At 42.8% G+C, this 13,102-nt stretch carries 9 protein-coding genes and 1 pseudogene; all 10 read left to right on the forward strand.

Annotation, left to right across the window (positions count from 1 at the left end; genetic code table 11):
* Positions 1–31 precede the first annotated feature (31 nt).
* The gene (locus MKX80_RS09745; RefSeq protein WP_182070645.1) at positions 32–1,381 is read left to right on the forward strand and encodes a cytosine permease; all 1,350 of its coding nucleotides are present in this window, start codon (positions 32–34) and stop codon (positions 1,379–1,381) included.
* A 24-nt stretch (positions 1,382–1,405) separates the two neighbouring features.
* The gene (locus tag MKX80_RS09750) at positions 1,406–3,511 is read left to right on the forward strand and encodes a hydantoinase/oxoprolinase family protein (RefSeq protein ID WP_268335304.1); all 2,106 of its coding nucleotides are present in this window, start codon (positions 1,406–1,408) and stop codon (positions 3,509–3,511) included.
* On the forward strand, positions 3,508–4,986 hold the full coding sequence (locus MKX80_RS09755; protein WP_268343324.1) for a hydantoinase B/oxoprolinase family protein: 1,479 nt from the start codon (positions 3,508–3,510) through the stop codon (positions 4,984–4,986). Before MKX80_RS09750 ends, MKX80_RS09755 begins: the two co-directional genes overlap by 4 nt.
* Positions 4,983–6,722: a hydantoinase B/oxoprolinase family protein gene (locus MKX80_RS09760; protein ID WP_268351623.1), complete on the forward strand. Its 1,740-nt coding sequence runs from the start codon at positions 4,983–4,985 to the stop codon at positions 6,720–6,722. Before MKX80_RS09755 ends, MKX80_RS09760 begins: the two co-directional genes overlap by 4 nt.
* A gap of 176 nt (positions 6,723–6,898) precedes the next feature.
* Positions 6,899–7,333, forward strand: coding sequence for a DUF2243 domain-containing protein (locus tag MKX80_RS09765; RefSeq protein ID WP_154998792.1), 435 nt, complete (start codon positions 6,899–6,901; stop codon positions 7,331–7,333).
* A 791-nt stretch (positions 7,334–8,124) separates the two neighbouring features.
* Positions 8,125–8,685: an SMI1/KNR4 family protein gene (locus tag MKX80_RS09770; protein ID WP_268332851.1), complete on the forward strand. Its 561-nt coding sequence runs from the start codon at positions 8,125–8,127 to the stop codon at positions 8,683–8,685.
* Positions 8,686–8,843: 158 nt separating this feature from the next.
* Positions 8,844–9,183 (forward strand): annotated as a pseudogene (locus MKX80_RS09775) (T7SS effector LXG polymorphic toxin); the annotation flags it as partial.
* A gap of 275 nt (positions 9,184–9,458) precedes the next feature.
* Complete coding sequence (locus MKX80_RS09780; protein ID WP_154998796.1) at positions 9,459–10,712, forward strand: MFS transporter; 1,254 nt, start codon at positions 9,459–9,461, stop codon at positions 10,710–10,712.
* A gap of 98 nt (positions 10,713–10,810) precedes the next feature.
* Positions 10,811–11,944, forward strand: coding sequence for a RapH N-terminal domain-containing protein (locus tag MKX80_RS09785; protein ID WP_182070641.1), 1,134 nt, complete (start codon positions 10,811–10,813; stop codon positions 11,942–11,944).
* Positions 11,945–12,565: 621 nt separating this feature from the next.
* Positions 12,566–12,817, forward strand: coding sequence for a hypothetical protein (locus MKX80_RS09790; protein ID WP_020451531.1), 252 nt, complete (start codon positions 12,566–12,568; stop codon positions 12,815–12,817).
* The last annotated feature ends 285 nt before the right edge of the window (positions 12,818–13,102 follow it).

The following is a 13,102-nucleotide window of genomic DNA, read 5'->3' on the forward strand; positions in this document are numbered from 1 at the left end:
AACCTACACGATGAAACGAAGGAGCATAAAAATGGAAAACAACAGTAAAAAACCTTCCTCTACAAATGCTGATGATTTTGCTGTTACGTCAGTGCCTGAAAATAAGAGAAAATCGATTTTTAACATTACAATTACAAGCTGTGCCTGGATTATCTCATTGTCGACGATTGTGACTGGAGGAGCGCTAATCCAGGGATTGAATTTTGCACATGCGGTTTTAGCTGCTGTCTTAGGCATGCTGATTCTTGCGGTCTATGGCTTTTTTCAAGGTGTAATGGGTGCAAAATACGGAATATCGACAACCGTTCTTGCCCGTCAGGCTTTTGGACGCTATGGATCGAGCCTTTTTGGAATTGTCTTGGCACTGACGCTTGGAATCGGCTGGTTTGGCTGGCAGGTTGCTTTCTTTGGGACGACAATTTCTGAAATGTTTCCGGGGGTTTGGCTTGCAAAGCCTGAGGTCGCCATCGTTTGGGGCGGCATTTTAATGATCCTTACCGCTTTTATAGGATATCGCGGGCTTGCCGCTTTAAGCTTTATCGCCGTACCTTTAGTCGTCATCTTTTCTATATGGGGCATTGTGAGTGCAGTCAATTATTCTGGAAGCTGGCATAACTTGCTGACGTTTCATCCGACAGGGGACCCTATGACGATATTTGCCGGAATTACAATTGTAGTTGGAAATGCTGCATTGGGTGCGGTTGTTTTTCCTGACGTGACGAGATATGCAAAAGGAGCGGTTTCAGGAGGAATAGGCGCGTCTGTAGGTTATTTCCTTGGAGGTGTTTTCTGTCTTGTTGCAGGAGCGGCAATGGCCATTGCCGCGAATGTTCCGGATATCGGGTCAACACCGAATATACCAGCCGCTATGAGCAAGCTTGGGCTTGGATTCTTGGCATTTTTCATCATCGTTTTTGCGCAGTGGACGACGAATGATAACAATTTGTATACCGGATCTCTGGGGCTTCGCAATGTTGTGAACATTCCTAAGAAAGCACTTGTGGCGATCATGGGCGTAATCGGAATTATCATTGCATTATTAGGTGTCCAAAATATGTTTGTGCCATTCTTAACATTTTTAGGTTTGTATGTTCCGCCGATCGCAGGAGTCATGATCGCCGATCATTGGATCACAGCACCTGTCATCAAGAAAAAACAATATCAATTCGGGGCTGGAACAACTTATTCGAAGCTGAATGTTGCGGCGATTCTCTCGGTGATCATCGGAGGTTTTAGCGCTTCAAAGATAACGTTCGGTATCGGGCCGATTAACTCTACTGTACTTGCATTTTTGATTTATATCATCTTTACGTTTATTTTCACAAAATTAAATCTCCGTTACGAAATCGGAGAAGCGACAGAGGAATCGTCTGGTTTTTAAGCGGATAAGGAGGAAAGGTTTTCAATGATGAATGAAAAAAACCAATGGGTATTTGGAATTGATGTCGGCGGGACGTTTACAGATTTAGTGGCTGTCAACAAGGGAGGACAAATGGTTTCGACGAAGACGCCTTCAACCCCTGACCAGTCTGATGGTGTGATGAACGGGATTAAAAAAATGGCTGAAATCATCGGCATAGACGTAAAGGGTCTGTTAGCCAATAGTCCATTGGTTGTCCATGGAACAACAGTTGCCACCAATGCCTTGCTGGAATATAACGGAGCAAAGGTGGGGCTCCTCACGACGGATGGCTTTCGGGACGAAATCGAGTTCCGCCGCGCGTACAAAGAAAGCGTGTTTTCTCCGCGCTTGGAAGCTCCTTATCAAATTGTCCCAAGAAGGTATCGTGTGGGGATTCCTGAACGATTGGATCATACAGGAAATGTCGTAACTGAGCTTGATGAAGAAGCCGTCCGCCGGGCAGTCCGCGGTTTTGTCCAAGAGGGGATCGAGGCGGTTGCTGTTTGCTTTCTGTTCAGCTTTATGAATCCTTCACATGAAATCCGTGTTAAAGAGATTGTTCATGAGGAAGCTCCAGGCATGTTTGTATCGTTATCATATGAAGTGCTGCCGCAGATTCGGGAATTTGAACGGGTAAGCACGACCATCGTCAATGCGTTCACAGGCCCTTCCATGCAAAGCTACTTGAACCATCTTGACGAACGGCTTCGCGAAGACGGATTTACTGGAGAACTGTTTGTCATGCAATCAAACGGCGGGGTGCAAAATGTCATTCAAAGCGGAAAATTTGCAGCAGGAGGCCTTCTGTCAGGTCCAGCCGGAGGAGTGACAGCTGCTTCCTTTATCGGAGAAAAATCAGGCTACGAGAACGTCATTACCGTAGACATGGGCGGAACAAGCTATGATGTCTCGGTTATCGAAAAATTAAATCCGGCGATCACGACGGAAAACTGGATCAGCAGATACCGGGTTGCCCTGCCGATGATGGATATCCACACGATCGGCTCCGGCGGCGGAAGCATCGCCTGGATTGACAGCGGCGGAGCTTTACAAGTCGGTCCGCGAAGCGCAGGCTCAAATCCGGGGCCGGCCTGCTACGGAAGAGGCGGAGAAGAACCGACTGTTACGGATGTGAATGTCTTCTTAGGCTATATTAACCCTGATAACTTCCTTGGTGGAGAAATGAAGCTTGACCGTTCACTGGCTGAAAAGGCCATCCGTACAAGAATTGCTGAACCGCTCGGGATTTCGACAGTGGAAGCCGCTCTTGCCATCTCACAAATCGTCAATAGCGATATGTCAAATGCAGTCCACTTTGTGACGACACAGCGAGGCCATGATCCAAGGAACTTCGCTCTAATGGCTGTCGGCGGTGCGGGAGCCATCCATGCAGGTAAGCAGGCGGAAGACCTCGGCATTAAAACCGTTATCGTTCCGTCCCTTGCCCCGGTCTTTTGTGCGCTCGGCGATGTAGCAGCAAACCTTAAAGTAACGGAGCTCAGGACGCGCTTTGAAAGTTTGAAAAACGTTGATCTGCAAGCGATGAACGCCGATTTTGAAAAGATGGAACAGACGGCCCGCGAAAAACTTGGAGGTCAATCGGTCACCAATCAATATGAAACCCGCCGCTTTATCGATATGCGCTACGCCGGGGAAGTCCATGAAGTAACCGTACCGGTGAAATCAAGGACGCGGAGGATTACAGAATTGAATCTTGAAGCAACGGTGGCAGATTTCCATGACCTTCATGAAAGAATGTTTGCCCATAAAGACCCTGAGCATGACATTGAAATCTTAAACCTCCGTCTTGATCTGGTTGGGGTCAGAGAGCCGTTAAAGCTTAAGGAGGAGCCGTTTGAGCAGGAGGATCCTTCAAAAGCGAAAACCGGTGAACGCGATATGTATTTTGAGATCGAACCGACGAAAACGCCTATTTTCAACGGATCAATGCTTGAGCCGGGCAACCTGATTGTCGGTCCGGCTATCATTGAGCAATGGGGTACGACCATTGTTGTTTATCCGGGACATGAGGCTCTAATCGATTCATACCGCAACTGTGTCATCGAAGTAAAGCATTCTCAACAGGCGACAAGAGGTGGAAATGCATGATCCAAGCTCAAATTCTTTATAGCAAGCTGCAATCGATCGGCAGAGAAGTCGGGGATAATTTGCAGCGAATCTCCCGTTCCCCTTTGCTTTCGCAAGACCGGGCATTTGCTACAGCGCTTTTTACGAATGAGCTGAAAATCGCGGTTCAACATCAATATGAGCCTGAACATTTGTTTGCCTTAAAAGAAAGCGTGGAAAAACTGTTCGACTATTTTTCATTTGATATCGCAGATGGAGATGTATTGCTGGTCGCAGATCCATACAGCGGCGGAACGAAAGGACAGTCGCTCACCATGGCGGCGCCGTTATTCCTTGAAGGGGAGCTCGTACTCTTCCCCGCTATCCGCGCTCAGATGATCGATTTGGCCGGCGAGTATCCGGGCGGCTTCCATCCCGATGCATTTGAAGTATGGCAGGAAAATATCAGAATTACGCCGGTAAAGCTTTATAAGCAAGGCGTTCTGCAGACTGATATTCTTCGTTTCTTATTATCAAACAGCCGGGTGCCCGCTTCCTTTAAAGCGGATTTGGAAGCCATGTATACATGTTTACAAGGCGCCAAACAGCAATTGAAAACGTTTCTTGGTAGCTATGGCCAAAAAACAGTGACCGAATCGATCGAAAGCATGTTTGAATACAGCCAAAAAAGAGTTGAACATCATGTATCTCTCCTGCCTGAAACGGAAATGAGCGCTGTCCAGGAGTTTGAAATTACAAAAGGAAACAAGAGTACAATTCATGTGCAGATCTCAAAGAAGGACGATTCGGTTGAAATCGATTTGAGCAGATCGTCGGCACAGTCCGTAAAGCCGGTTAATGCACCTGCTGCTTTAACGAAGGCGTTTGCCGTTTGGCCGTTCCTGGCAAGGATTGCCGATGAAATACCGATCAATGAAGGAACGCTTCAACCGTTTCAAACGAAGACGAGACTGGGAACGATTTTGGATCCGGAATTTCCTGCAGCTACAGCATTAGCTCCAAGCATTACCGGACATTTCATCGCTGAAGCGGTATATAAAGCTATTCAAAGCGGACAAGACACAAATGAAGAATTTCCGCCGATATATGGGACAGGTCCGCAGGCCGTTTTTTATCCGGAGCTTGGCACGGAAGCTGAAACGAAATCAATTGTTCTGGCGCCCGGGTATCCTTCAGCTTCAAAAGGCTTCGGACCGCCTGCTTTATTTGGTCAACGGATGCTTGTATCAGCAGAGGAATTGGAGCTTTACCACGGTTTTAAAATGGTTTCCCGGGAGTGGACGGACAATGGGGAAGAAATGAAAGTGTCTCTGCTTAACCAGGAGGACGATATTTATTTCAACCTTCTTCTGCCTTTTAGCGAAAGGGGAGAATACGGGTCTCTGTCAAGAACGGGAGACCATGATGAAACCTTTTATGAAAGCGCGGTAAACCAACATGTGAAAAAAGGCGACCTCCTCGTCTTTACGTACTCTCAAAAGGAGGAGCAGCTATGATCAATCAGGACTTTATCCTATCACAGGTGGTCGGCGGTTCTCTTGATGCGGTTGCCAGGGAAATGAGCGCCACTGTCACGAGAACGGCCCGTTCACCATTGTTTAACGAAGCACATGATTTTACGACGGGCGTCTTTGACCTTTCCGGCAAAAAATCGCGCCTTGTCGCGCAAGCCCCCGGCTGTACGCTTCACCTTTATGCGGTAGTAGGCGCAGTTGACCATTTATTGGACGCCTTTCGGTATGATCTTCACCCCGGAGATATTCTCCTTGTCAATGATCCGTATCATGGAGGCTCGCACAGCCTTGACTGGACGATCGTCATGCCTGTTTTTTATAATCGCAAGCCGATCCTGCTTCCTGCTGTCCGAAGCCATATGGCCGATAATGGCGGTCCGGTTGCCGGAGGGTATAATCCGCGCTCAAAAGACATTTGGCATGACGGGTTGCGGATTCCGCCGTTAAAAATCTATGAGCGGGGAGAAAAGCGTAGGGATGTATTCGATTTAATCGTTGCAAACAACCGGCTTTCCCATTGGCTTGAAGGCGACTTAAATGCGATGATCGGGGCATGCAAGGTCGCTGCCTCTCGAATTCAGACCATGCTGGATAAGTATGGTGCCGAGAAGGTGATTACAGCTATTGACAACCGGATTCAATATACAGAAAACAGGGTTCGCGATGAAATCAGCAGCTGGCCGGACGGCACCTATGTCGGTGAAACATTTGCTGACCACGACTTTCAAGGCAACCGTGATATTAAGGTTCGCGCAACGGTGACCGTGAAAGGCAGCGATCTTCACATTGACTTTACCGGCTCATCCCAGCAAGTAAAGGGCTTCATCAACAGCCCGCTCTCAAATACGACTTCGTTTGCTTTTGTCGGTATTTCGACTTGCTGTGATGAGGATATTCCGATCAATGAAGGATATATGAATCCGGTAACAGTAACCGCGCCTTTAGGAACAGTTGTGAATCCGCAGCTGCCGGCACCGTGCGGACACGCGACTGCATGCGTAGGAGCAGAAATAGCCGAGGCTGTTTTACAGGCCATTTCCCAATGTGCGCCAAAACGCGTCGGAGTCAACTCCCATAAGCTTCCTCTCGCCTATTCTCACGGAAAATACGATGACGGCAAGCCGTGGGTGAATTTGAATTTTTACGGTTATACCGGCGGCGCGGGGGCTGCATACGAAACGGACGGATGGGGGCTTTATCCTCCTGTTATGACAGGAGTTATTCTTCCATCTATTGAAATGACTGAAGTTCAATACCCGAGCCGTGTATTAAAACATGAATATACGAGCGATTTTACGGGTGCAGGCCGCTGGAGAGGCACACCCGGGTTGGATGTTCAGATCCAGCACTTAAAGGAAAGCCGCACAAGCGTCATGATGGCAGGGGTCCGAAATACAACAAAAGGCTTCTGCGGAGCTGGCGATGCACCAAGCAATAAGGTGATCGTCGGGTATGGAACAGACGAAGCCAGAGAAATCGATGAAACGGCTTTTGAAGTCAAAATGCCTGCGGGCGGCATCATCCAATTTTATCGTGCAGGCGGCGGAGGCTGGGGGAATCCGCTGGAGCGTGAACCGGAAAAGGTGCTGGACGACGTCTTAAACGAGTTTGTCAGCATTGAATCAGCATTGCAAGATTATGGGGTCGTGATTGACCCTGAGACACTTGCCATTAATGAAATGGAAACAAAACGTGTGCGGGCTTCCCGCCTTTCATAAATAAAAAAGCTGATCTGAAAGGAATTAAGTAACCTTTTCGGATCAGCTTTTTCTTTTCAATATATCCATGGTAAAAAGAGGATAATCGCTTTCAGGAGAGAATGTAAACATAACCGGTTTTATCATTTTAACCGGCGGGTACATAACAGATTAGCATGTGAAGGAGGCCAAATCATATGAAAAACAAAAAAGCGTTTTGGGGACCTTTTCTGTTCGGCGTCGGCATCATCGCCATGATCGACGGCATCGTTTTTCATCAATTGCTTCAATGGCACAGCGTGTACATGGATACAGATCGCTCTCACCAAATTATGAGTGACGGACTGTTCCATCTGTTTTCGCTCGTCATCCTTTTCATCGGCGGAATCCTGCTGTGGAACAGAGGTGAACTGGGCAGCAGCCGGCCGCAGCACATCTTTTGGGGAGCCTCTTTGCTTGGGGCGGGCTGGTTTAATTTCCTTGAGGGCATCATCAATCATCATCTTCTTCAGATTCACCACGTCAACCCGCTAAGCCCGAACCGCCTCTTATTCGACCTTGCTTATGACGCATCGGGCCTTTTGATCATTCTGGCCGGATGGCTGATCTACCGAAAAGGCAAACAGGGATAAAACATTGGTTTGTCAGCACAATTATTTCTCGGGAAAGCGCAGGTTTCAACAAGACCTGCCTTGTTTTTGTCAAAATTTGAAGAAATAAAAAACCCCCATTTTAAAAATTGATGTGATCAGTAACAGCCGCTTGAAGAAGTCGTTTTATGTAAACAAGTTTTTAAAATGCGGCAAAGTGCAACTGTTCACTTCAAGCAAAAAGGGTGTTAAAAACTTACTGGAGATATTGAATGGAAAAAAGATGTTCATAGAGCTTGATGGGCATCTTTTTTAAATAGGAGGTTTACATATAAAATGTTAAGTGTGTTGTTGCCTAATTTGCTTATATTTTCTGCTATCATTTTATTTTTATATTACATGATCGTATTGGTAAAGGAAAACCAGATGAATCGTAAACAAAACGAGGAAACCCAACAGTTGCTTAGGGAGATATTAAAGGAAGTGAAAAGCAAAGACTTACAGCAAAAATAAAAGTTATTAATTTCTGGGAGCGATTTAGTTATACCCCAAAGGAAACATTTAGGGGGAAGACTGCACCTTCTTTTCAAGTGAAAGTCGGTGCGAGATTTGCAAGGAGGCTATTTCATGCACTATTGGATTTGCTGCAGTTTACCCCTAAACCTTTAAATAAAAATCACCTTAATTATTCCAAACTGAGATAACCCGGGAATAGGATATCCTTAAAAGACAAATGATTACGAAATCCTGAGCAATTTGTTTCCTCTTCAAATAGATGTACATAAGAAAGTCTCACGTTGGTGGAGAAATAAATAATCTGTAAATGTGAGGGGATGCACTTGACAAGTTTTGTTCAGAATACCGTGAATGGCTTAAATAGCCTATTAGATCAAAATGGAGTCATTAAGATTCTTGGCTCTGAAGGTGAAATTACAGATACTCTTGTCACATTCTCTGACAGGGGAGCCTCTCAAAGCGATATACGAGCTTTCGAATCACATCATCAATTATCTCTTCCTGCTGATTATAAAAAATTTTTAACTCTACATAATGGAGCTAGAATTTTTGATATTCTTTTAGATGGAGTGAATATTGGCGGAGGTCTGCATTTATTTAACCTCAAGGAAATTGATACAGAACTGAAAGATGAAGAATTGTATGAGGATGTTAGCGGTATTCCAGTTGGCCATTTGTTGGAAGAGTGCGACCTTATTATTGACAGAGAAAGGCTCAAGGAAGGAGATCCCAACTACCTTTATTTACTTGAGGATGGTCTGGAGTATAAGCCTCTTGATTTAAATTTTGAGATATTTTTAGACCGATATGTTATGTGTCACGGGCAGCCATTTTGGGAGTGGAGATATTACACAGCGGAGAATTATTATAGAACTTGACGACCGGATTTCTGGTCGTCTTTTTTGAGTTCGAATAGGGTATTTATTCCAATTCAAAGGATTCATTTTGTTGGATAAGCAGGATTTATTCACCAATCCTCTTCTATTTATTGATAAGCTCTAAAATGTTTGCAACTTTAGTATTAGAGGAGAGTGCCATGAAGACTCTGGGTGTTCAGGCGTTGCACAAAGCCATTGATCAAACGATGGAACAATTAAAACAGCAGTCAGACGAATTTGCTCAAGTCAAAAAAATGTTGAGGGCATTGCATCACTTGGTGATGCTTTAAAAGGGAAAGTCGGTGACACAATTCGTGAATTTAAAAGGAATGTCATATTCCTTTTCTACAGTTCTTTGAATCTTTCAGTCGAACAACGAAACATTTGGTATCTAAAGCCAACGCCACCATTGCTAAAGTCAGGCATATCGTTGATTTTCCAGATTTGAATGATAGTGATTTTCACAAACAGGGTCAGAAAGCCTTAAAGGAAATCAATCAACAAGCTGTCACATGTGATGACATGTTTGTTGAGTATCCTTAATATAAAAACCAAAGAAGGGGGAATAAAAGAAAGAACCTCTTGGTACTGGAAAGCAGCTTTAAAGCTCCATATGAACAGAATGCTAGAAGGGTGATGAAATCTTTCCCTTTTTCACCTTAATGTTTCTTAAATTATTCCTTTCCTACATTGACCAAGAAACCAAATATAGGATATGCTTTGGTGAGAGTCTGTAAAAATGAGGGATTTTTGCAAGGGGGATTTTTTGAGGAATGAATAGTGGCTCCACTGTGTGGCAAAGAAATTTTTCCTTTCTGTTTGTCTCTAAAATGGTGAAAATAACCGCAGACAGCTTTGCTTTTACTTCTATTTTGTGGTTTCTCATTTTAGATGGAAAAGGAGCTGTCGGAACGGGTATGCTAATAGCTGTCACCCTTCTTCCACAAGCTTTAATAGCACCGTTGATTTCACCTTTTATGAAGCCAAAAACTCTTAAGTTCTGGATGTTCTCCGCAGATATAACAAGGGCTTCATTGATGCTGATCATCCCAATTTTTTATTTTAGTGGATTTTCACCATTATGGTTCATTATTTCACTAATGCTGATACATTCGGCAACTGGGGCTTCTTATGATCCTGCATCCATTTCCATGATTCCGCAAATTGTTAAGAATGAACTTATTCAAAAAGCTAATGCCACCATAGAATCTTCAGCCCAAATTGTAAAATTGGTCTCGTTAATGATTTGCGGTATATTGATTGCCGTAATAGGTGCCGCTTATACAATGCTTATTATATTTCCATTTTACATCGCTTCAGCCTGTTTAGTTTTGTGTATTAAATATAGCTTGAAAGAAGAAGGGTCTCAGGAACAGAAACCAAAAGGCGCATATTTCAAAAAGCTAAAAAGAGGTTTTGTACTTGTTCGAAATCATCATATTTTGCTTCCGCTAGCCGTATACTGCGTTTTGTTAAATATCGGTTCAGCTCCTTGGGAGGCGCTTTCAGCGATCTATCTTTCAGAAGATTTAGGCGGCGGTTCGGTCATTCATTCTTTCATAAGAGTAGCAACAGCTACCGGAGCCTTTTTAATGGGGTTTATCTTAACTAAAGTGAGAGTGAACCGATACGGACTATTGTTTGTCTCCGCTGGAATTATAGAAGGAATTGCACTTTTCATTACAGGAATGAATTCAGTTTTATTACTACTTCTTCTCGCAGCATTTGTTTTGGGGGCTACCATCAGTGCCATAAACGTACCTGAACACACCATTATTCAAACCTCAGTTGCAGATGAAGATCAGCCACAAGTATTTGCTGTTATTAGAATGATCTCTCATGTGATGGTACCATTAGGGGCTTTAATTAGCGGCTATGCAGCTGCTGCCTTTGGTGCAGGAAAAGTTATCGCTTTCGGCGGACTGATTGAAATTCTAGCTGGAATTGCGATATTAACTCTTACGAAACTAAGTAAAACCAATCGTTCAGACATGATAAGGGGTAAAGAAGAAAGCTTAAAAATGTAAGAAAATTCACACGTTTAAATACTGAATATTTCAACACAATTAAATAAGCTTCCAAGAGCCAAGTATCAGAAAAAATAGAGAAGAAAGGGGTTTTAATTTTGGTGGATAAAAGCGTAATACCCTATGATCTAGTTGCAACGAAAATGAATTATTGGTATGTAGCCCTTAAAAATGACTGGGTTGATGAAGCTGAAAAAATGAAATCTGAGGTTAAACAAGAGATCGCTATAATGGAAGAAAATCAGGATGTTCTTATATATTTTTCATTGCTTGAATTCCGTCATAAGCTGATGTTGGATTACCTTTGTCCAGAAGCAGCAAAAGATATACAGGTTCATTATGAAGAGTTAAGGGAAAAGACTAAAGGCGGGAAAAATTTGAATGGTATGCTCGAATATTATTACTATTTCTTCACAGCAATGTATCATTTTAGACAAAAAGAACTTCTTCATGCTTTGGCTTACTACCAGAATGCTGAAAATCAGTTGAATTCATTTGAAAGCGATGATGTTGAAAAGGCAGAATTTTATTTCAAATTGTCAGAAATTTATTACTATATGAAACAAACATATTTTTCTATGTATTATGCTAATCATGCATATAAGATTTATTTAAAACAGCCAACATACGGCCAGCGTAGAGTACAATGCCAATTTTTAATGACTGGTAACTGGCTGGATAAAATGAATCCTGAAAAAGCCCTGGAGCATACCAGCAAAGCACTGTCAGATGCAAAGGAATTGCAAGTTGATTATTTAATTGGTTCTTCACACTTGAATATTGGAATATGTTATAATCAACTTGAAGAACTTTACAAAGCAGAGAATCATTTTCAAATGGCTGCTGAACTTTATAAAAATGAAAAGCACAGCTTTTTGCCAAAAGCCCTCTTTAATATTTCGCACGTTAAAGCGAAGCAAGAGAAATGGATTGAAGCAGAAGATCGGTACTTCGAGGGGAAGGAGTGGGCTCAAAAGTTTGAGGACCAAGAATTCCTTACAAAGCTGAAAATGATTTACGGGTTGTATTTATCATTTGACCTTGACGCAGTTCGAGAATCCTTTGAGTTCTTCAGTGAAAAAGGTATGTATGCAGACATAGAAGAGTATGGAGTCATCGTGGCCGAACTTCTACAAGGAAAAGAAATGCTACATGATTCACTTGAGTTTTACCGCAGAGTAGTTGAGGCAAGAAGACAAATACAAAGGAGTGGGACAGTACATGAAAGCTAAGGTGCTAATTTGCTCTATTCTGTTATTGGGTGCAGTTGGTTTAGTGGGCACTTCCTACGATCAATCAACAAATACAACATATCATGTTGCTGACAGGGTAGCAATTTAAATCTGAGACTGCTAAATTAACATATATAATAACTTTTATTAGAGACCAGGTCGTGAAACTCTCCGTGAGTTTATGGCTGGTCTTTTTCATTTCTGAAATATCGATAAGGTTTCCGGATTTCACCAAGATATTTAAGCCAGTAAAGAAGCGACTTTCAAATATATTCCCACAAGCATTTCAGCACCAGATTTGCCTCTCGAAAAAATGGAAAAATTGATGCTAAATGGTCAATATGGTAAGCGTATAAATGGGAAGGTTTAAGAAGCTAACGATGTTTTTAAGGAGCTTAAAATAAAACAGATCTGAAATACTAGGAATGGAATTAAAGTGAATCTTGAGTGAAAAGTGATTAAAGTTATGTTTAATCAATTGTAAAAATGTGTATTATTTTTGAATTATTTCTCAATTCTACACCGTTTGACAATTTTTTCATCCTTTAGGTGTTAAAGTCAAGGTGTCTATTAAATGGACAAGCATTTAATAGGTAAACAAAACGAAAAGGGGATGTGTTTATGTTTAAAAACAAACTCAAAAAAGTAGCGGGAGCGGTTGCAGTTGCGGGTGCTCTGTTGGTATCTGGATTACCTGCAAGCGCTGCACCGGATTTAACTCCGATTAGAGACAAGTATCCAGATGCCTACCAATTCCAATGGAATGGCAACAATACTGTAACTGTTTTCTTTAGAGACAGCCAAGGTAAATCTTATCATGAAACATATACATGTGTTACGGTTATACAAGGAACTTGCTACGTGTATAAGTAAACCGTAATATAAAATTCTGTCTCAATCGGTTTGTATTCTTATTCTTCCTGAGACAGAATTTTTTTCATGTCTTCAAAAGGTCATTAACCAAATCAGTTACTTTCAACTTCACTTTTGATGCCTTCCCTGTGTCCAATCCCTCTTTATTTTTTCATTTATGCTCCTCTTGATGATCAATGAAGGCAAAACTGGAACAGTATGCTATGGGTTTATCCCTGTTTGCGTATTATTACAATTGGTTCAGTAACAGAACATGAAGATAAAAGTGGAACAGGGGAGAGCTGA

It is taken from the genome of Bacillus sp. FSL K6-0972 (assembly GCF_037976035.1).
GTDB lineage: Bacteria > Bacillota > Bacilli > Bacillales > Bacillaceae > Bacillus > Bacillus haynesii.